Source organism: Streptomyces sp. NBC_00250 (assembly GCF_036192275.1).
Taxonomy (GTDB): domain Bacteria; phylum Actinomycetota; class Actinomycetes; order Streptomycetales; family Streptomycetaceae; genus Streptomyces.
In genome coordinates this window covers 6,775,978-6,796,274 of sequence record NZ_CP108088.1, presented here as the reverse complement: position 1 = coordinate 6,796,274, position 20,297 = coordinate 6,775,978, and the positions used below count along the sequence as shown (strand labels likewise).

Annotated in this window: 16 protein-coding genes and 1 tRNA gene; 8 read left to right on the top strand and 9 right to left on the bottom strand. The window is 70.2% G+C overall.

Going from position 1 to position 20,297, the window contains the following annotated elements; all coding sequences use genetic code 11:
* Nucleotides 1-453: 453 nt before the first annotated feature.
* The 5 genes from OG259_RS30765 to OG259_RS30745 all read left to right on the top strand — a co-directional run bounded on the left by OG259_RS30765 (nt 454) and on the right by OG259_RS30745 (nt 6,350).
* Nucleotides 454-1,674 (top strand): branched-chain amino acid ABC transporter substrate-binding protein, encoded by a 1,221-nt coding sequence (locus OG259_RS30765; RefSeq protein WP_443052149.1) that lies wholly within the window; start codon nt 454-456, stop codon nt 1,672-1,674.
* A 97-nt stretch (nt 1,675-1,771) separates the two neighbouring features.
* Nucleotides 1,772-2,701 carry a branched-chain amino acid ABC transporter permease gene (locus tag OG259_RS30760; protein ID WP_328945217.1) on the top strand — a complete coding sequence of 310 codons (930 nt, stop codon included), beginning with the start codon at nt 1,772-1,774 and terminating at the stop codon, nt 2,699-2,701.
* Nucleotides 2,698-4,536 carry a branched-chain amino acid ABC transporter permease gene (locus OG259_RS30755; protein WP_443052046.1) on the top strand — a complete coding sequence of 613 codons (1,839 nt, stop codon included), beginning with the start codon at nt 2,698-2,700 and terminating at the stop codon, nt 4,534-4,536. Before OG259_RS30760 ends, OG259_RS30755 begins: the two co-directional genes overlap by 4 nt.
* A gap of 3 nt (nt 4,537-4,539) precedes the next feature.
* The gene (locus OG259_RS30750; RefSeq protein ID WP_328945215.1) at nt 4,540-5,637 is read left to right on the top strand and encodes an ABC transporter ATP-binding protein; all 1,098 of its coding nucleotides are present in this window, start codon (nt 4,540-4,542) and stop codon (nt 5,635-5,637) included.
* Nucleotides 5,634-6,350 carry an ABC transporter ATP-binding protein gene (locus OG259_RS30745; RefSeq protein WP_024757294.1) on the top strand — a complete coding sequence of 239 codons (717 nt, stop codon included), beginning with the start codon at nt 5,634-5,636 and terminating at the stop codon, nt 6,348-6,350. Before OG259_RS30750 ends, OG259_RS30745 begins: the two co-directional genes overlap by 4 nt.
* 90 nt (nt 6,351-6,440) lie before the next feature.
* Here the strand turns inward: OG259_RS30745 and OG259_RS30740 are convergent, their stop codons facing one another.
* A complete protein-coding gene (locus tag OG259_RS30740; protein ID WP_328945214.1) occupies nt 6,441-7,094 on the bottom strand; it encodes an ANTAR domain-containing response regulator in 654 nt (217 codons plus the stop codon).
* A 99-nt stretch (nt 7,095-7,193) separates the two neighbouring features.
* Here OG259_RS30740 and OG259_RS30735 point away from each other — a divergent pair.
* Together OG259_RS30735 and OG259_RS30730 are read left to right on the top strand one after the other, a co-directional pair.
* Nucleotides 7,194-7,266: transfer RNA gene (locus tag OG259_RS30735), tRNA-Leu, on the top strand.
* A gap of 108 nt (nt 7,267-7,374) precedes the next feature.
* Nucleotides 7,375-8,154 carry a helix-turn-helix domain-containing protein gene (locus OG259_RS30730; protein WP_328945213.1) on the top strand — a complete coding sequence of 260 codons (780 nt, stop codon included), beginning with the start codon at nt 7,375-7,377 and terminating at the stop codon, nt 8,152-8,154.
* 3 nt (nt 8,155-8,157) lie between these two features.
* Here the strand turns inward: OG259_RS30730 and pyk are convergent, their stop codons facing one another.
* Nucleotides 8,158-9,585: a pyruvate kinase gene (gene pyk / locus OG259_RS30725; protein WP_328945212.1), complete on the bottom strand. Its 1,428-nt coding sequence runs from the start codon at nt 9,583-9,585 to the stop codon at nt 8,158-8,160.
* 177 nt (nt 9,586-9,762) lie between these two features.
* The gene (locus OG259_RS30720; RefSeq protein WP_328945211.1) at nt 9,763-10,446 is read right to left on the bottom strand and encodes an SIMPL domain-containing protein; all 684 of its coding nucleotides are present in this window, start codon (nt 10,444-10,446) and stop codon (nt 9,763-9,765) included.
* Between the two features lie 159 nt (nt 10,447-10,605).
* Here OG259_RS30720 and OG259_RS30715 point away from each other — a divergent pair, with 159 nt between their 5' ends.
* Nucleotides 10,606-12,405 (top strand): bifunctional metallophosphatase/5'-nucleotidase, encoded by a 1,800-nt coding sequence (locus tag OG259_RS30715; RefSeq protein WP_328945210.1) that lies wholly within the window; start codon nt 10,606-10,608, stop codon nt 12,403-12,405.
* Between the two features lie 6 nt (nt 12,406-12,411).
* Here the strand turns inward: OG259_RS30715 and OG259_RS30710 are convergent, their stop codons facing one another.
* The 6 genes from OG259_RS30710 to OG259_RS30685 form a co-directional block, all read right to left on the bottom strand.
* On the bottom strand, nt 12,412-13,827 hold the full coding sequence (locus tag OG259_RS30710; protein WP_328945209.1) for a lysine N(6)-hydroxylase/L-ornithine N(5)-oxygenase family protein: 1,416 nt from the start codon (nt 13,825-13,827) through the stop codon (nt 12,412-12,414).
* Nucleotides 13,824-15,200, bottom strand: coding sequence for a pyridoxal phosphate-dependent decarboxylase family protein (locus OG259_RS30705; protein WP_328945208.1), 1,377 nt, complete (start codon nt 15,198-15,200; stop codon nt 13,824-13,826). The genes OG259_RS30710 and OG259_RS30705 overlap by 4 nt, the downstream gene beginning before the upstream one ends.
* A gap of 206 nt (nt 15,201-15,406) precedes the next feature.
* Nucleotides 15,407-17,893 carry an aminopeptidase N gene (pepN, locus tag OG259_RS30700; RefSeq protein ID WP_328945207.1) on the bottom strand — a complete coding sequence of 829 codons (2,487 nt, stop codon included), beginning with the start codon at nt 17,891-17,893 and terminating at the stop codon, nt 15,407-15,409.
* An 88-nt stretch (nt 17,894-17,981) separates the two neighbouring features.
* Nucleotides 17,982-18,968 (bottom strand): asparaginase, encoded by a 987-nt coding sequence (locus tag OG259_RS30695; RefSeq protein ID WP_328945206.1) that lies wholly within the window; start codon nt 18,966-18,968, stop codon nt 17,982-17,984.
* Nucleotides 18,968-19,321: a chorismate mutase gene (locus OG259_RS30690; protein WP_328945205.1), complete on the bottom strand. Its 354-nt coding sequence runs from the start codon at nt 19,319-19,321 to the stop codon at nt 18,968-18,970. Before OG259_RS30690 ends, OG259_RS30695 begins: the two co-directional genes overlap by 1 nt.
* An 11-nt stretch (nt 19,322-19,332) precedes the next feature.
* Nucleotides 19,333-20,220 (bottom strand): helix-turn-helix domain-containing protein, encoded by an 888-nt coding sequence (locus tag OG259_RS30685; RefSeq protein WP_328945204.1) that lies wholly within the window; start codon nt 20,218-20,220, stop codon nt 19,333-19,335.
* Between the last annotated feature and the right edge of the window lie 77 nt (nt 20,221-20,297).

Genomic DNA, 20,297 nt, shown 5'->3' with positions numbered 1-20,297 from the left:
GTGTCACATGCACAAGATGTGGCGCATACCGAAGCGGAGGGGCCGGTTCGTCCGCTCAGGTTTCTGCCGTTGTCCGATATCCGGAGAGTCCGCTGAGCGGACCGTCAGTACCAAGAATCGCTCAAGCCCCTTAGCGGAACTGCGCGTTCTCACTATGTGAACACCGCATTACAGACCTCTATGTCCTGGTTTTCCCAGGCGACGCGCACACTCTTTCCCCGTCGGCATAACAAGACAGTCACATCCTGTCCTCGGCGCTCCCCGACCCTCCCCACCTGCGCTTAGAGTCACCGCCAGTCACCGCGCCGCCGGGCGCGTTCTACTGCACGGCCCTGTACCAACTCCAGTACGGCCCGGCGTTCCAAAACGGCACCCCTCGCTCCGCAGCTTCACGGCACCGCCTCATCCGAGGGGGCCGCGCCAGGGAAAGGACCCTTCGTGCGAAACCGTTCGATGCTCATACTCACCACCGCGGTCACCGCGGGAGCACTCACCCTCACCGCCTGTGGTTCGCGCGACGACAAGGGTGGCGCCGCCGAGAACGGTGACGGCGGCAACGTCACCGTGACCATCGGTCTCGACGCGCCCCTCACGGGCGAGCTGTCGGCCCTCGGCCTCGGCATCAAGAACTCGGCCGACCTGGCGGTCAAGACGGCCAACAAGAAGTCCTACGTCAAGGGCGTCACCTTCAAGCTGGAGTCCCTGGACGACCAGGCGCAGCCCTCCTCCGGCCAGCAGAACGCCACCAAGTTCGTCGCCGACAAGTCCGTCCTCGGCGTCGTCGGCCCGCTGAACTCCGGCGTCGCCGAGTCCATGCAGAAGGTCTTCGACGACGCGAAGCTGGTGCAGGTCTCCCCGGCCAACACCAACCCGTCGCTGAGCCAGGGCATCAACTGGAGCGGCGGCGAGAAGAAGCGCGGCTACAAGTCGTACTTCCGCACCGCCACCACGGACGCCATCCAGGGCCCGTTCGCCGCCCAGTACGTCTTCAAGGAGGCCAAGAAGACCAAGGCCTTCATCATCGACGACAAGAAGACCTACGGCGCCGGCCTCGCGGGCACCTTCAAGGGCGAGTTCGAGAAGCTCGGCGGCAAGGTCGTCGGCACGCAGCACATCAACCCGGACACCAAGGACTTCAGCGCCGTCGCCACCCAGGTGAAGAGCTCCGGCGCCGACGTCGTCTACTACGGTGGCGAGTACCCGGCCGGCGGCCCGCTGGCCAAGCAGATCAAGGCGGCCGGCGCGAAGGTCACCGTCGTCGGCGGCGACGCGATCTTCAGCCCCGAGTACGTGAAGCTCGCCAGCCCGGCCGCGGCCGACGGCGACATCGCCACCTCGGTCGGCGCGCCGATCGAGACCCTCCCCTCCGCCAAGGAGTTCCTGGCCAACTACAAGGCCGAGAACTACAAGGAGGCCTACGAGGCCTACGGCGGCTACGCCTACGACTCGACCTGGGCGATCATCGAGGCCGTCAAGAAGGCCACCGAGGGCAACGGCGGCAAGGTCCCCGAGCGCGCCAAGGTCGTCGAGGCCATGCAGGGCGTCTCCTTCGAGGGCGTGACCGGTTCGGTCGCCTTCGACGAGTTCGGTGACACCACCAACAAGCAGCTGACGGTCTACAAGGTCGAGGGCGGCGCCTTCAAGCCGGTCAAGTCCGGCACCTTCGGCGGCTGATCAACCCCACCACTCAGCACCACCTTCACCGCGCGGGGGGCCGCACCTGGCTCCCCGCGCGGTGTCACATCCGTCGAAAGTCTCGGAGGACAATGCGGTGAACGAACTGCCGCAGCAGCTGGTCAACGGCCTGCTACTGGGATCCATGTACGGGCTCGTCGCCGTCGGCTACACGATGGTCTACGGCATCGTCCAGCTCATCAACTTCGCCCATGGCGAGATCTTCATGACCGGCGGCTTCGGGGCGCTCACGGTCTGGCTCATCCTGCCCGGCGGCACCACCATGTGGGTCGCACTGCCCCTCATGATCATCGGTGCCATTCTCGTCGCGACGACGATAGCCGTCGGCGCGGAACGGCTCGCGTACCGTCCGCTCCGCGGTGGCCCACGCCTCGCCCCGCTCATCACGGCCATCGGCCTCTCGCTGGCCCTCCAGCAGATCGTCTGGGCCAAGTACCCCGAGGCGAAGTCCGCCCGGACCTTCCCGCAGATCCCCGGCGGCCCGATCGAGCTCGGCCCGGTCACCATCCAGACCGGCGACGTCTTCCTCCTGATCGCCGCCCCCGTCTGCATGGCCTTCCTCGCCTTCTTCGTCATGCGCACCCGCACCGGGCGCGGCATGCAGGCCACGGCGCAGGACCCGGACACCGCGAAGCTCATGGGCGTCAACACCGACCGCATCATCATGATCGCGTTCGCCCTCGGCGCCGCGATGGCCGCCGTCGGCGCCGTCGCCTACGGCCTCAAGTACGGCGTCGTCGACTACAAGATGGGCTTCCTCCTCGGACTCAAGGCCTTCACGGCCGCGGTCCTCGGCGGCATCGGCAACATCTACGGAGCCATGATCGGCGGAGTCGTCCTCGGTGTCGCCGAGACCCTGGCGACGGCGTACATCAGCCACGTCCCCGGCATGCAGCAGCTCGGCGGCCAGTCCTGGGCCGACGTCTGGGCCTTCGTACTCCTCATCGTCGTACTCCTCGCCCGGCCACAAGGCCTCCTCGGCGAGCGCGTCGCGGACAGGGCGTGAGCACCATGACCACCATCTCCGAGAACCCCAAGGCGGCAGCGGCCTCCGAGCCCGCTGCGGCGACCGGTCTCATCGGCTTCGTGCCGATCGGCATCGCCCGCGCCCTCACCCTGGGCGGCGGCGCCCTCACCGTCGCCAGCTGCTTCACCGCCTGGACCTGGACCGCCCGCTTCCCCGGCGACCTCACGTTCTACGGCTCCCCCGCCGGCCTCCAGATGCAGGTCCTGGTCCTGGGCCTGCTCACCACCCTCTTCGCCCTCTCCTCCTACGGCGTCAAGGGCACCCGCTGGCTGACCCCGGCAGGCGCCGACGCGGCTCTCAAGCTCGCCGCGCTCGCCTCCTTCGCCACCGCCTGGTTCACCGTCGGCGCGATCAGCCTCGAACTCGGCGGCCCGGTCAACCTGGAGCCGGGCGGCGCACTCCTCGCGCTCGCCAGCCTGCTCGCCCTCCTCGGCGCGCTCGCCCTCCCCTTCGAGCGGCCCAAGGTGCTGCCCGTCGACCCGGAGGACACCGGCTGGGACCAGTTCAAGCACAGCTGGAGCAACGGCTGGGCCACCTTCAAGGCCGCCTTCGCGACCGGCCCCGTGCGCCGACTGCCCTCGATGCACTCCTCCGTCGAGATCCTGATCATCACGGGCATCCTCGCCGTGGCGCTCGGCGTCTTCACCTACGGCATCGGCACCGAGTACGACGAGCTGTTCCTCGGCTTCCTGATCACGGCGGGCCTCGGCTTCGCGGCGGTCAACAAGTCGGGCCTCATGCAGCAGGCCACGCAGCTCACCAAGAAGCACCAGAACCTCTCCATCGCGGGCGCGTTCACGGCCGCGGCGCTCTTCCCCTTCACCCAGACCGACGACCAGTACGCGACGCTCGGCGTCTACATCCTGATCTTCGCCACGGTCGCCCTGGGCCTGAACATCGTCGTCGGCCTCGCCGGTCTCCTCGACCTCGGTTACGTCGCCTTCCTCGGCGTCGGCGCCTACGCGGCCGCCCTCGTCTCGGGCGCCCCGAGCTCCCCCTTCGGCGTGCACCTCCCCTTCTGGGCCGCCATCCTGGTCGGCGCCGGAGCCTCCCTGGTCTTCGGTGTCCTCATCGGCGCCCCGACCCTGCGACTGCGCGGCGACTACCTCGCCATCGTGACGCTCGGTTTCGGTGAGATCTTCCGCATCGCCGTCATGAACACCGACGGCACCTCCGGTCCGGACATCACCAACGGCTCCAACGGCATCGCGTCCATCCCGAACCTGAGCATGTTCGGGTTCGACTTCGGCGCCGAGCACTCGATCGCCGGCTTCACGATCGGCCGCTTCGCCAACTACTTCTTCCTGATGCTGCTGATCATGGCGGTCGTCGTGCTGGTCTTCCGGCGCAGCGGCGACTCCCGTATCGGCCGCGCCTGGGTCGCCATCCGCGAGGACGAGACCGCCGCGCTCGCCATGGGCATCAACGGCTTCCGGGTCAAGCTCATCGCCTTCGCGCTCGGCGCCTCGCTCGCCGGTCTCGCCGGCACCGTGCAGGCCCACGTCACCTACACGGTGACCCCGGAGCAGTACCTCTTCGCCGGACCGATCCCGCCCAACTCCGCCTTCCTGCTCGCGGCCGTCGTCCTCGGCGGCATGGGCACGATGAGCGGTCCGCTGGTCGGTGCCTCGCTGCTCTTCCTCATCCCGAACAAGCTCCAGTTCATGGGCGAGTACCAGCTCCTCGCCTTCGGCGTCGCGCTGATCCTGCTCATGCGCTTCCGCCCGGAGGGCATGATCGCCAACCGGCGCAACCAGCTGGAGTTCCACGAGAAGGACGAGACGCCCGCCACGCTCGCCAAGGCAGGTGCCTGAACCATGACGACCACCACCACGAAGGCCGCGGACTCCACGGAGCCCGTCGCCCGCGAGACCGTGCTCGACGCCCGCGGGGTCACGATGCGCTTCGGCGGCCTCACCGCCGTGCGCAATGTCGACCTCACCGTGAACAGCGGCGAGATCGTCGGTCTGATCGGCCCCAACGGCGCCGGCAAGACCACCTTCTTCAACTGCCTCACCGGCCTCTACGTCCCCACCGAGGGTGAAGTCCGGTACAAGGGCAAGGTCCTGCCGCCCACGTCCTTCAAGGTCACCGACGCCGGCATCGCCCGCACCTTCCAGAACATCCGTCTCTTCCACAACATGACGGTCCTGGAGAACGTCCTCGTCGGACGCCACACCCGGATGAAGCAGGGCCTCTGGTCGGCGCTGCTGCGTCTGCCCGGCTTCAAGAAGGCCGAGGCGGAGGCGACGGAGCGGGCCATGGAACTCCTGGAGTTCATCGGCCTCCAGGACAAGGCGCAGCACCTCGCCAAGAACCTCCCGTACGGAGAGCAGCGCAAGCTGGAGATCGCCCGCGCCCTCGCGAGCGACCCCGGTCTGATCCTGCTCGACGAGCCCACCGCCGGCATGAACCCGCAGGAGACGCGGGCGGCGGAGGAACTCATCTTCGCCATCCGGGACATGGGCATCGCCGTGCTCGTCATCGAGCACGACATGCGGTTCATCTTCAACCTCTGCGACCGGGTCGCCGTGCTCGTCCAGGGGCAGAAGCTGATCGAGGGCGACAGCCAGACCGTCCAGAGCGACGAGCGGGTCATCGCCGCCTACCTGGGCGAGCCCGTCGCGGACGCCGCGCCGGCGGAGGAAGCTCCCGTGGAGGAGGCCCCCGCCAAGGACGCGCTGTCCAAGGAGGCGCCCGCCGAGGCGGCTCCGGCGAAGGACGCTCCGGCGAAGGAGGTTCCGTCCGAGGACGAGGCCGACGAGGCCTCCGACGACGAGGCTGCCGAGGACGCGCCTTCGGGCGACGCCCCGGAGGCCCCCGAGGCCTCCGACGACGAGACGCCGGCTGCCGAGGAGACCTCCTCGGAGGACACCACGCAAGACCCCGGTTCGGGCAAGGAGAACGACGCATGACCGCACTGCTCGAAGTCGAGGACCTGCGCGTCGCCTACGGAAAGATCGAGGCCGTCAAGGGCATCTCCTTCTCCGTCGACGCCGGTGAGGTCGTCACCCTCATCGGCACCAACGGCGCCGGGAAGACCACCACCCTGCGGACCCTCTCCGGGCTCCTCAAGCCGGTCGGCGGCCAGATCAAGTTCGAGGGCAAGTCCCTCCGCAAGATCCCCGCGCACAAGATCGTCTCGCTGGGTCTGGCCCACTCCCCCGAGGGCCGGCACATCTTCCCCCGGATGACCATCGAGGAGAACCTCCTCCTCGGCGCCTTCCTCCGGAAGGACACCGCGGGCATCGCCAAGGACGTCCAGCGCGCCTACGACCTCTTCCCGATCCTGGGCGAGCGTCGCAAGCAGGCGGCCGGCACGCTCTCCGGCGGTGAGCAGCAGATGCTCGCCATGGGCCGGGCGTTGATGTCCCAGCCGAAGCTGCTCATGCTCGACGAGCCCTCGATGGGTCTCTCGCCGATCATGATGCAGAAGATCATGGCGACCATCGCCGAGCTGAAGGCCCAGGGCACCACGATCCTGCTCGTCGAGCAGAACGCCCAGGCCGCGCTCGCCCTCGCGGACCACGGTCACGTGATGGAGATCGGCAAGGTCGTGCTCTCGGGCACCGGCCAGAACCTGCTCCACGACGAGTCCGTCCGCAAGGCGTACCTCGGCGAGGACTGACCCACCAGGTCGGCACCAAGGACAGAAGGCCCGCCCCACAACGTCGTGGGGCGGGCCTTCTCCGTACGCGTACGGGGCGTCGGGCGTGGGCTACTGGCCCTTGGCCGCCTTCTTCTCCTCGGCGTCCTCGATGACGGCCTCGGCGACCTGCTGCATGGACATGCGCCGGTCCATGGACGTCTTCTGGATCCAGCGGAACGCGGCCGGCTCCGTCAGCCCGTACTGGGTCTGCAGGATCGACTTGGCGCGGTCCACCAGCTTGCGGGTCTCCAGGCGCTGGGAGAGGTCCGCGATCTCCAGCTCCAGGGCGCGCAGCTCGGCGAAGCGGGAGACGGCCATCTCGATGGCCGGCACGACGTCGCTCTTGCTGAACGGCTTCACCAGGTACGCCATGGCACCGGCGTCCCGGGCCCGCTCGACGAGCTCGCGCTGCGAGAAGGCGGTGAGCATGAGGACCGGGGCGATGGACTCGCCGGCGATCTTCTCGGCGGCCGAGATGCCGTCGAGGACGGGCATCTTCACGTCGAGGATGACGAGGTCGGGGCGGTGCTCGCGGGCGAGCTCGACGGCGGTGGCACCGTCACCGGCCTCGCCGACGACCGTGTAGCCCTCTTCCTCCAGCATCTCTTTGAGATCGAGGCGGATGAGGGCCTCGTCCTCTGCGATGACGACGCGGGTCGTCAGCGGCGGGACGTGCGACGCCTCGGCGTCGTCGGCGGGCTGGGGCGACTCGGGGGCGGTCACGGGGGCTCCTCGTTGCGGGGCAGGTACTGCTACATGAGCCTACCTAGGTCCTGTATGTTTGAGACACAGCAGGTTGCCACCGACCTTCGTTTCGAAGGAGCCCCGGTAGCCCAGCGGGAGAGGCGATGGTCTCAAACACCATACAGCGTGGGTTCGAATCCCACCCGGGGCACTCTACCTTCGATTCCAAGGAATCCTATAGGTTGGCGATCTTCACTCGTCACGGTGAACACCCCTTCGATTCCCTGCAGGGGAGTCACTGCCGAGCCAAGCTGCCGACATGGAGCAGCACAATCCTTCGATTCGCGAAGAAGCGCTCGCACTCCTCCGCCGAGGTCTGAGCAATAGGGCAGTCGCCGAGCAACTCAACGTGCCGCGTGGCACGGTCGGTTGGTGGCTCTCAGAGGACCGGCGACGACGCGGCGTCCGATACCAGCACCCGACGGATTGCCCCAGGTGCACTGGTCGGACATTCGACGCACCGGCCTACGCCTACCTCCTGGGGCTCTACCTCGGAGACGGCCACATCACCTCCAAGACGAAGCAGCACCACCTGTCGATCTTCTGCACCGCCTCATGGCCAGGGCTGATCGACGCAGCCGAGGACGCCATGCGCCGCGTCATGCCGATGCCTAGCGTTCGGCGACGGTCAAGGCAGGGGTGTGCCGAGGTGAAGTCCTTCACGAAGCACTGGACATGCATGTTTCCTCAGCACGGGCCCGGCAAGAAGCACGAACGCGAGATCGCTTTGGAGCCCTGGCAGCAGGAGATCGTCGAGGCACACCCCTGGGAGTTCATTCGCGGGCTGATCCACTCGGACGGCTGCCGGACCATGAACTGGACCACTCGCATCGTGAACGGGGAGCGCAAGCGCTACGAGTACCCGCGGTACTGGTTCACCAACATCTCGGACGACATCCGGCAGCTCTACACCGACACCCTCGACATGCTGGGCATCGAATGGACCCACTGCACCCGCCACGGAAAGCCGTACAACATCTCCGTCGCCCGCAAAGCCTCCGTCGCCCTCATGGACGCGCACGTGGGTCCCAAGCACTGACCCCTACGTCAGCGGATCTCCGATGTGGTGGACCCGCACCAGGTTCGTCGAGCCCGCGACTCCCGGCGGGGAGCCTGCCGTGATGACCACGATGTCGCCCTTCCGGCAGCGACCGATCCGCAGCAGTTCCTCGTCCACCTGGGCCACCATCGCGTCCGTCGAGTCGACGTGCGGGCCGAGGAAGGTCTCGACGCCCCAGGTGAGGTTGAGTTGGGAGCGCGTCGCCGGGTCGGGCGTGAAGGCGAGCAGCGGGATCGGCGAGCGGTAGCGGGAGAGCCGCTTGACCGTGTCGCCGGACTGCGTGAAGGCGACGAGGAACTTGGCGCCGAGGAAGTCACCCATCTCGGCGGCCGCGCGGGCCACCGCGCCGCCCTGGGTTCGGGGCTTGTTCCGCTCGGTCAGCGGCGGCAGGCCCTTGCCGAGGACGTCCTCCTCCGCGGCCTCGACGATCCGGCTCATGGTGCGGACGGTCTCGATCGGGAAGCGGCCGACGCTGGTCTCGCCGGAGAGCATCACGGCGTCGGTGCCGTCGATGACGGCGTTGGCGACGTCGGAGGCCTCGGCGCGGGTGGGCCGGGAGTTGTCGATCATCGAGTCGAGCATCTGGGTGGCGACGATGACCGGCTTGGCGTTCCGCTTGGCCAGCTTCACGGCGCGCTTCTGGACGATCGGCACCTGCTCCAGGGGCATCTCGACGCCCAGGTCGCCGCGGGCGACCATGATGCCGTCGAAGGCGGCGACGATCTCCTCGATGTTCTCGACGGCCTGCGGCTTCTCGATCTTGGCGATGACGGGCAGTCGGCGCCCTTCCTCGTCCATGATCCGGTGGACGTCGACGATGTCCCGGGCGCTGCGGACGAAGGAGAGGGCGATGACGTCGGCGCCGATGCGCAGCGCCCAGCGGAGGTCCTCGATGTCCTTCTCGGACAGGGCGGGGACGGAGACGGCGACGCCGGGCAGGTTGAGGCCCTTGTTGTCGGAGACCATGCCGCCTTCGATGACGAGGGTGTTCACCCGGGGCCCGTCGACGGAGGTGACCTCCAGGGTGACGCGGCCGTCGTCGACGAGGATGCGCTCACCGGCGGTGACGTCCGCCGCGAGGCCGGAGTAGGTCGTGCCGCAGCAGTGGCGGTCGCCTTCCGTCGGCTCGACGGTGATGGTGAACTCGTCGCCGCGTTCAAGGAGTACGGGACCTTCGCGGAAGCGGCCGAGGCGGATCTTCGGGCCTTGAAGGTCGGCGAGGACACCGACGCTGCGGCCGGTCTCGTCGGAGGCTTTGCGCACGCGCTGGTAGCGCTCCTCGTGCTCGGTGTACGAGCCGTGGCTGAGATTGAGGCGGGCCACGTCCATTCCGGCCTCGATCAACGCCTTGATCTGGTCGTATGTTTCGGTGGCGGGCCCAAGGGTACAAACGATTTTCGCTCGGCGCATGAGTCGAGCCTAGGGCTTACCCGCCAGTAGCGAGTTGGCGGGACATGACTACTCAACAACCTTTCCGTGAAAGGCTGTTGACAAGTCTTGAATATGTGCGCCGGGGTGCTCCGATGAGCGATTTTCGCGCCCCGCGCCCCGCGCCCCGGGCATGATCCGCCGGACGCCCCCTGGGTCTCAGAGTGCGGGCGGCCGCATCGTGAAGCGCGCCACGACCTCGGCGGTGACCGTCTGGCGCTGCGGTTCGAGGTCGAGCGGCGGGGCGTCCGCGACTCCCTCCGCCGAGTACGCCACCGCCGCCGAGCCGAAGGCGGCCCGCGTCGGCCTCAGCGGGTCCGCGCTCGCCGCGTCCGACAGTTCGAGGAGTGAGTCGAGCGAGGTGCCGAGCGCCTCGGCGTACGCCCGCGCCCGTGCCACCGCCTCCGTCACGGCGAGCCGGCGCGCCTCCGCGTACGAAGGGGAGGCCGGGCGCAGGCTCCACCACGGCCCGTCGACGCTCGTCAGTTCCAGGTCGGCGAGCCGGGTCACCAGCTCTCCCAGCACGGTGAAGTCGGTCAGTTCGGCCGTGACCCGCACCCGGCCGTGGAAGGCGTGCACGCGTTCCCCGCGCCCCTTGCGGGTCAGCTCGGGGGAGATGGAGAAGCTGCCCGTCTCCAGTTTCTCCACCGCGGATCCCTGTGCCTTGACCAGGTCGAGCACCAGGGTGTTGCGTCGGGTGAGGTCGGCCAGGGTCGCCGACCGGTCGGGGCCCCGGGCGGAGACGGCCACCCAGATCCGGGCGAGCTCCGGGTCGACCTCCAGCCGCCCCTCCCCACGGACCGTCACCTGGGGTGCTTCCGGGGTCGCGTGTTCCTGCGTCACGTCCTGACTCCTCCGTGTTCGGTCACGATCGTCCACCGAACACTTTCCCACTCCGTAACCCGATAGGTCTGTTGCCGACGTGCAGTCTGAGCCAGAATCTACGCGCGTTGTGCGCCACGGTCGGCGCCGACGGCACAGAACCACAAGGGGAGAGAACACATGCCGCTGAACCGCAGGACGTTCCTGGAGCGCTCGGCCGCCGCCGGGGCCGGAGTGGCCGTCGCCGGAGCCGTCGCCGTTCCGGCCGAGGCCCATGGCCACGGCCGCCCGCGTCCGCAGAAGCGGTACTCCTTCACCGTGATGGGCACCACCGACCTGCACGGCAACGTCTTCAACTGGGACTACTTCACGGACAAGGAGTTCGACGACAAGGCCCACAACGACGTCGGCCTCGCCAAGATCTCCACCCTGGTCGACCAGGTCCGCGAGGAGAAGGGCCGCCGCAACACCCTCCTCATCGACGCCGGCGACACCATCCAGGGCACCCAGCTGTCGTACTACTACGCCAAGGTCGACCCGATCACCGCCCGCCGCGGCCCGGTCCACCCGATGGCCCAGGCCATGAACGCCATCGGCTACGACGCCGCCGCGCTCGGCAACCACGAGTTCAACTACGGCATCCCGGTGCTGCGCAAGTTCGAGGAGCAGTGCGACTTCCCGCTGCTGGGCGCCAACGCGCTCGACGCCAAGACCCTGCGCCCGGCCTTCGCCCCGTACAGCATGCACCGGCTGCGCACCCCGCACGGCAAGGACGTCAAGGTCGCGATACTCGGCCTGACCAACCCCGGCATCGCCATCTGGGACAAGGCGAACGTCAGCGGCAGGATGGTCTTCCCCGGTCTTGAGGAGCAGGCCGCGAAGTGGGTGCCCAAGCTGCGCTCGATGGGCGCGGACGTGGTGATCGTCTCGGCGCACTCCGGCTCCAGCGGCACCTCCTCGTACGGTGACCAGCTCCCCCACATCGAGAACGCGGCCGGGCTCGTCGCCGAGCAGGTGCCGGGCATCGACGCGATCCTCGTCGGCCACGCGCACACCGAGATCCCCGAGTACCGGGTGAAGAACAAGGAGACCGGCAAGGACGTCGTCCTGTCCGAGCCGCTGAAGTGGGGCCAGCGCCTCACCCTCTTCGACTTCGACCTGGTGTGGGAGAAGGGCTGCTGGACCGTCGAGAAGGTCGCCGCGCAGGTCCTCAACTCCAACACGGTGGCGGAGGACCCGGAGATCACCGGGCTGCTCGGCGACGAGCACAAGAAGGTCGTCGCGTACGTCAACCAGATCATCGGCACCTCCACCGCCGTCATGACCACGGTCGACGCGCCGTGGAAGGACGAGCCGATCATCGACCTGATCAACGTGGTCCAGGCCGAGACCGTGAAGGCGGCGCTCGCGGGCGGCGCCCACGCGGCCCTGCCGGTCCTCTCGCAGGCCTCGTGCTTCTCCCGCACGGCCCGCATCCCGGCCGGGCAGGTCTCCATCAAGGACGCCGCCGGTCTGTACCCCTTCGAGAACACCCTGGAGGCCCGTCTGATGACGGGCGCCCAGCTCAAGGACTACCTGGAGTACTCGGCGAAGTACTACGTCCGGACCCCGGCGGGTGCTCCGGTCGACACCGCGAAGCTGACCAACGCGGACAACACCCCGGACTACAACTACGACGCCGTCTCCGGGCTCACGTACGACATCGACATCGCCGAGCCGGCCGGTTCCCGGATCGTGAACCTGTCCTTCGAGGGCAAGCCGCTGGACCCGGCGGCGAAGTTCGTCCTCGCGGTCAACAACTACCGGGCGAGCGGCGGCGGCGCGTTCCCGCACATCGCGGGCGCCCAGCAGCTGTGGGCCAACTCGGACGAGATCCGCAACACGATCATCCAGTGGGTGCAGGCGAAGGGGACGGTCGACCCGGCCCTGTTCGCCTCGGTGGACTGGAAGCTGACCCGGGACGGCGTCCCGGTCTTCTAGGACCCGCTAGACGATCTGTGTGAGAGGCGTCAGCTTCTGGCCCTGGGCCGGGATGCTCGGCGCCTCTCGTGTCTCCAGACCGAAACTGGTGAAGGCCGTCCGGCGGGGCAGCGGGTACGGCTCCTTGCCGCTGATCGAGTTGAGGATCGTCGCGCTCCGCCAGGCGGCGAGGCCCAGGTCGGGGGCGCCGACGCCATGGGTGTGCTTCTCGGCGTTCTGTACGTGGACGGCGCCGGTGACGGACGGGTCGAGGACCAGCCGGTAGTGCTCGTCGACCTTCGGGCGGCCGGCCGAGTCGTGGCGCAGATACGGGTCGAGACCGGCGAGCATCCGTTCCACCGGGCGTTCCCGGTAGCCGGTCGCGAGGACGACCGCGTCGGTGGTGAGCCGGGAGCGGGTGCCCTGCTGGAGGTGTTCCAGGTGCAGCTCCACCTGGGTGGTGGCGACCCTGCCTGCCGTACGGACCCGGACGCCGGGGGTGAGGACGGCGTCGGGCCAGCCGCCGTGCAGGGTGCGGCGGTACAGCTCGTCGTGGATGGCCGCGATGGTGTCGGCGTCGATGCCCTTGTGCAGCTGCCACTGGCGGGGCACGAGTTCACCGCGTACCGGCTCGGGCAGGGAGTGGAAGTAGCGGGTGTAGTCCGGGGTGAAGTGCTCCAGGCCCAGCTTGGAGTACTCCATCGGCGCGAAGGCCTCGCTGCGGGCCAGCCAGTGGATCTGCTCGGCTCCGGCCGGACGGGCTCGGAGCAGGTCGAGGAAGACTTCGGCGCCGGACTGGCCGGAGCCGATGACGGTCACGTGCCCGGCGGCGAGGAGCGTCTCGCGGTGGGCGAGGTAGTCGGCGGAGTGGAAGACGGGAACGCCGGGGGCGTCGGCGAGCGGCTTGAGCGGCTCGGGGACGTACGGTTCGGTGCCGACTCCGAGGACGACGTTGCGGGTGTACGCGCGGCCCAGTGCCTCGGCCTCGCCCTCCGGGTCGATCTGGGTGAAGTCGACCTCGAACAGGCGCCGCTCGGGGTTCCAGCGGACCGAGTCGACCTGGTGCCCGAAGTGGAGACCGGGGAGCCGCTCGCTGACCCAGCGGCAGTAGGCGTCGTACTCGGCGCGCTGGATGTGGAACTTCTCGGCGAAGTAGAAGGGGAAGAGGCGCTCACGGCTCTTCAGGTAGTTGAGGAAGGTCCACGGGCTGGCCGGGTCGGCCAGGGTCACCAGGTCGGCGAGGAACGGGACCTGGAGGGTGGCGCCCTCGATGAGGAGGCCCGGGTGCCAGTGGAAGGCCGGTTTCTGCTCGAAGAAGGAGGCGGCGAGCCCGCCGGGGACGCCGTGCGCGAGGGCGGCGAGCGAGAGGTTGAAGGGGCCGATGCCGACGCCCACCAGATCGTGGGGCTGTTCGAGGTCCTGCTGAGGGGTGCTGCCGGTCATCGCTGCGCGCTGCCTTCCACGAGGGTGATGAGCTGGGCCAGGTCGCCGGGGGTGGCGTGGGGGTTGAGCAGGGTGGCCTTGAGCCAGAGGCGGCCGTCGGCCTCGGCGCGGCCGAGGACGGCACGGCCCTCGGCGAGGAGGGTGCGGCGGATCGCGGCGACGGTTCCGTCGTCGGCGCCGCTCGGCCGGAACAGGACGGTGGTGAGGGTCGGCCTGGCCCGCAGGTCGAGCGTCGGCGCTTTCTCCACCAGATCGGCCAGGTCCCGGGCCCGGTCCATGCAGGCGTCGACGAGCGTGCCGAGGCCGGTGCGGCCCAGGGCCCGGAGGGTGACGGCGGTCTTGAGGACGTCGGGGCGGCGGGTGGTGCGCAGCGAGCGGCCCAGGAGGTCGGGGAGGCCCGCCTCGGTGTCGTCGTCGGCGTTGAGGTAGTCGGCGGTGTGGCCGAGGGCGGTGAGGTCGGCGGCCTCCCGTACGGCGAGGAGCCCGGCGGCGGCCGGCTGCCAGCCCAGCTTGTGGAGATCGATGGTGACGGTGCGGGCCCGGGTCAGGCCGTCCAGGAGGGGGCGGTGGGTGCGGCTGAAGAGGAGTGGGCCGCCGTAGGCCGCGTCGATGTGGAGTTCGGCGTCGTGCGCCGCGCAGACGTCCGCGAGGTCGGGGATCGGGTCGATGAGGCCTTCGTCGGTGGTTCCGGCGGTGACGGCGACCACGACGGGTCCGGTGAGGGTGGTCAGTGCCTCGTGGAGCGCGGCCGGGTCCAGGGTGCCGCTCGGGGTGGGCACGACGACCGGCTCGGGGAGGCCGAGGAGCCAGGCGGCGCGGCGGAAGGAGTGGTGGGCGTTCGCGCCGACGACGGTGCGGATCGGGCCGAGGCGTTCCCTCGCGAGCAGCAGGGCGAGCTGGTTGGACTCGGTGCCGCCGGTGGTGACGAGTGCGTCGGGGGCGGCGGCGTCCGGATACACCTCGGTGGCGAGCGCGGCCGTGACCTGGGCCTCCAGGGCGGAGGCGGCGGGGGCCTGGTCCCAGGAGTCCATGGACGGGTTCAGGGCGGAGGCGGCGAGATCCGCGGCGGCGGCGAGGGCGAGGGGTGGGGTGTGGAGGTGGGCGGCGCAGAGGGGGTGGGCGGGGTCGGCGGCGCCGGCGGCCAGTGCCCGGACGATCGTGGTCAGCGCCTCGTGCGAGCCGGTGCCGGTCTCGGGGAGTGCGGTGCCGAGTGCGCCGACGCGGCGGGCCACCGCTTCGGGGCCGCCGGCGGGGAGGGGGCCGCCGCGTTCCTCCGCTCCCGCGCGGAGTGCGTCGAGGACGGTGTCGAGGAGGGGGCCGAGGGCATCGGGGCCGGGGGGGCCTCCGGCGAGGGGTGGGGGTTCGGCACGCATGGACGACAGAGTGCCGGGGGTTGTGGGGGTATGTCCGGGGAGTCGATGGCTGTAACCCAAACGGGTTACCTGGGCTGGCGGGCCCGAGCCCGGCCGGTGGCTACCGGCCGGGCGCGGGCCCGAGGGGTGCGGCGCGGTCTGTCCTGGTCGTGTCCGGAACGTAGCGCCGTCTGGCCGCGGGCCAGGCGGGATTTTCCGGACATGGCCTAGGCCGTACGGGCCTTCAGGGCTCGGCGGAGGTCGTCCAGCTGGTCCACCAGTTTGCGGTGGAGGGCCGGGGTCGTCTCGTCGGTCGTCATGTGGTGGTCTCCCAGCGTCAGGGAGTCGGCGTCGATCGCGTACGACGGGAAGGCGTAGCGGCCGGCCGCTTCGGCCATCGCGGCGCCGCGGCGGGCGGCGAGGGCGATGGCCGCCGGGTAGAAGCGGGGGACGTACTCGCGTACGAGGTCCGACTGCTCCGGCTGCCAGAAGCCCTGGGCGGTGGCGGTGAAGAGGTAGTTGGAGAGGTCGTCCGTGTCGAAGAGGGCGGACCAGGCCGCCGCCTTCGCCTCGGGCGTGGGGAGGGAGGCCCGGCAGCGGGCCGCGCCCTCCTGGCCGGTGGCGCTCGGGTCGCGCTCCAGTTCGGCGGCGATCGTGGGCTCGTCGGTGGCGCCGAGGACGGCGAGGCGGGCCAGGATGCGCCAGCGCAGTTCGGGGTCGAGTTCGGGGCCGCCGTGGACGGTGCCCTCGTCGAGCCAGGAGGCGATCTTGTCGGGGGTGGAGGCGCTGTCGATGAACGCGCGGACGGCGGTGAGGCGCAGACCGGGCGCGTCGCCGTCCTCGGTGCGGCGCAGCAGCGCGCGGGCGATCTCGCCGATGGTGGCGAGGGCGGCGGGCCGCTCGTCCTCGGTGACGTACCGGTCGGCGATCTGGGCGCGGGCGAAGCCGAGGACGCCTTGGACGAGGGCGAGTTCGGTCTCCTCGGTGAGGTGTGCGAGGGCGATCTCCAGGTACTCGCGGGGGGCGAGGTCGCCGTCGCGGACCATGTCGCGGAGCGCGTTCCAGATGACGGCGCGGGTCAGTGCGTCGGGGATGCGGGAGAGGCCGCGCAGGGCGGACTCCTCGGAGAGCTCGTCGAAGCGGAGCTTGGCGTAGGTGAGGTCCTCGTCGTTGAGGACGACGAGGGCGGGGCGGGGGCCGGTGAGCTCGGCGGGCTCGGTCTGGGGCACGTCGAGTTCGCGGCGCTCGCGCAGGACGAGGTCGCCGGAGGGGTCGCGGTCGTAGAGGCCGGCGGCGATCCGGTGGGGGCGGCTTCCGTCGCGGTCGATCGCGAGCTTCCAGCGGAGGCCCTCGCCGGTGAGGGCGGGGGTGAGGGTGTCGACGCCGGTGGTGCGGAGCCACTGCTCGGCCCAGGCGTGGACGTCGCGTTCGGTGGCGGCGGCGAGGTTGTCGATGAAGTCGGCGAGGGTGGCGTTGCCGAACTTGTGGCGCTTGAAGTGGATGTTGATGCCGGCGAGGAAGTCCTTCTCGCCGAGCCAGGTGACGAGCTGGCGGAGGGCCGAGGCGCCCTTGGCGTAGGAGATGCCGTCGAAGTTGAGGAGGGCGGAGGCGGTGTCGGGGACGGACTCCGGGTCGGGGGCGACGGGGTGGGTGGAGGGTCGCTGGTCGGCCTCGTAGCCCCAGGCCTTCCGGGTGACGCCGAAGTCGACCCAGGTGTCGGGGAAGAGGTCGGTGCAGGCTTCGTTGACGGTCTGGTAGCCCATGTACTCGGCGAAGGACTCGTTCAGCCAGATGTCGTCCCACCAGCGCAGGGTGACGAGGTCGCCGAACCACATGTGGGCCATCTCGTGGGCGATGACCATGGCGCGGGTCTGCCGCTCGGTGACGGTGACGGCGGAGCGGAAGACGAACTCGTCGCGGAAGGTGACGAGGCCGGGGTTCTCCATGGCGCCCGCGTTGAACTCGGGGACGAAGGCCTGGTCGTAGGAGTCGAAGGGGTAGGGCTCCTCGAACTTCTCGTGGAAGCGGTCGTAGCAGGCCTTGGTGACGGCGAGGATCTCGTCGGCGTCGGCGTCGAGGTGGGCGGCGAGGGAGCGGCGGCAGTGGATGCCGAAGGGGAGCCCGGCGTGTTCGGTGCGGACCGAGTGCCAGGGTCCGGCGGCGACGCAGACGAAGTAGGTGGAGAGCGGTGGGGTGGCGGCGGCCTTCCAGCGGCCGTCGGGCTGCTGCTCGGTGATGCCGTTGGCGAGGACGGTCCAGCCCTCGGGGGCCGTGACGGACACCTCGAAGACGGCCTTCAGGTCGGGCTGGTCGAAGGCGGCGAAGACGCGCTGGACGTCTTCCATGAAGAGCTGGGTGTAGACGTACGACTCGCCGTCGCTGGGGTCCGTGAAGCGGTGCATGCCCTCGCCGGTACGGGAGTACCGCATGGTGGCGACGATCCGCAGGACGTGCTCGCCCGCGTCGAGGCGCAGCGGGAGCCGGTTCCCTTCGAGGGTGGTGAGGTCGAGCGGCTCGTCGTCCAGGAGGGCGGAGTGCAGGGTTTCGGGCTTCAGCTCGACGAAGGTGTCCCCGGCGGTGCGGGCGGTGAACCTGACGAGGCTGGTGGACTCGAAGGTCTCGTCGCCGGTGGTGAGGTCGAGGTCCACGCTGTAGTGCTGGACATCGAGGAGCTGGGCACGGGTCTGCGCTTCGTCGCGCGTCAGTACGGACATGGCCCTATGCTGCCCGATGCCTTCGGCGTCGGGCAGGGGTGGTGGCGACAAGACTCCGCTGGTGGGGGCGGGACGCCCCCTGCCGGGTTCAGGCGAGTCCGGAGCCGTCCAGGTGGGCGAAGGCCGCGGTGATGCGGGGGCGGTCGTAGCCGGCCGGGCCGGCCGCGCCGCTGGACAGCAGGGTGTGGAGCAGGATCCGGGCCTTGGCCGGGTCGAGGGCGCCGGCCGGGATCAGTCCGTGGTGCAGGAGGTCGTACTCGGATCCGGGGCCGCGGTAGGTGTCCGAGAGGGTCGCGCCGCCGCCCGTACGGGAGGCCAGGACGACGGGGATGCGGCGGGCGATCTCGGCGAGCGGTTCGACGAGCCAGGCGGGGGCGTGTCCGGCGCCGAAGGCGGCGACGACGAGGCCCTGGAAGCGGTGGTCGACGGCGTCGAGGAGTTCGCCGCGGTCGCCCAGGGAGAGGGTCACCAGGGCCACCCGTACGTCGGGGTCGAGCTTCAGCGGGCAGAACGCGGCCGGGACGGCGGGGCGGAGCAGGATGCGGGGCTCGCCCTCGACGACCGTGCCGAGTCGTCCGGCGCCGGGTGAGGCGAAGGTGGCGACGGAGGTGGTGTGGGTCTTGCGGGCGAGCCTGGCCGCGTGGATCTCGTCGGCGAGGACGACGAGGACGCCGAGGTCGCGGCAGGCCGGATCGGCGGCGACGGCGAGCGCGGCGGCCAGGTTGGCGGGGCCGTCGGCGCCGGGCAGGTCGGGACGGCGCATGGCGCCGGTGACGACGATCGGCTGCTCGGTGGTGCAGAGCAGGTCGAGGAGGAAGGCGGTCTCCTCCAGGGTGTCGGTGCCCTGGACGACGACCACGCCGGAGCCGGCGGCGACGGTGGCGCGGACCTCTGCGGCGAGTGCGGCGAGGTCCGCGTGGGTGAGGGTGGAGCTGGGGACGCGGCGGAAGTCGTTCAGGACGACGTCGTGGTCGCCGCCGAGCTCGGCCAGGACCTCCTGGCCGGTCATCCGGGCCGCGTCGCCGCCGCGTGCGGAGATGGTCCCTCCGAGGGTGAACACCGTGACGCGGGCCATCAGCGTGCTCCGTCCGCAATCGTCTCGTGGTGGCGGATGACCTCGGCGATGATGAAGTTCAGGAGTTTCTCCGCGAAGGCCGGGTCCAGTTTGGCGTTCCCCGCGAGTTCCCGCAGCCGGGCGATCTGGCGGGCCTCGCGGGCGGGGTCGGCGGGCGGCAGCTGGTGCCGGGCCTTGAGGACGCCGACCTGCTGGGTGCACTTGAAGCGCTCGGCGAGCATGTGCACGACCGCCGCGTCGATGTTGTCGATGCTTTCGCGCAGCCGGGTCAGCTCGGCCCGTACGGACTCTGGCTGAGACGGGGCCGGGGGCGGGGACGGGGTGGGCTGCTGGGGGCCGGTGGACTCGCTCATGATCTGCGAGCTTAGACGGATCTCGGGAGGATCGTGGGCGGGTGTTCGGGATCCGGAACGGTGTTGCTCCAGCCGCCGTGCACCGACCGTCCCTGTTGCTCGCGGAAGCGGACGGGGGCGGTGCCGACCCGGCGGGTGAACAGCCGGGAGAAGTAGGCCGGGTCGTCGTAGCCGACCCGGCGGGCGACGGCGGCGACGGGCAGTTCGGTGGCGGCGAGGAGTTCTTTGGCGCGGCCGAGGCGCACGGTGAGCAGGTAGTCCTTGGGGCTGCACCCGGCGGCCCGGCGGACGGCCGTGCGCAGCTCGGCGGCGGTCATGCCGTGCCGGGCGGCGTGTTCGGCGACGGAGAGCGGCTGGAAGGCGTCGCGGGCGAGGGCGGCGAGGACGGGGTCGCCGTCGGCGTTGGTGTCGGCGCGGGCCCGGCGCAGGGCGACGAGCAGTTCGTGGACGACGGCGCCGGTCTCGACTTCCAGGAGGGGGTTGCCGGGGCGGGCGGCGCGGGCGATCCGACTGATGGCGGCGCGGGCGGGGGCGGCGTCGGCGAGGGGGACGACGGGTCGGTCGGGTTCTATGTAGCCGAGTTCGGTGTAGGTGGTGGTGGCGGGTCCGGTGAAGTCGACGAAGGCCTCGTCCCAGCCGGTGCCGGGGTCGGCGCCGTAGTGGTGGGGGGTGCCGGGGGTCAGCCAGAGCAGGGCGGGGGCGGTGACGGTGGTGCGGCGCCCGTCGGCGCCCCGGTACCAGCCGCTGCCGGCGGAGACGACGACGGCCACGTGGTGGTCGAGGGTGCGGGGGCCGACGGTGGGCAGGGTGCCGTGCTGGAGTCCGACGCCGAGGCAGACGAGGCCGAGGCGATGGTGGACGGGGCTGGGCGTGAAATAGCGCATCCAGGTGTGGTACATGCGGTGGAGCCCTCTCTCGGGCCCGTCCGGCGCCATCGGGGTGGGAGGGGACGGGCGGGCCCTAACGTCCAAACTGC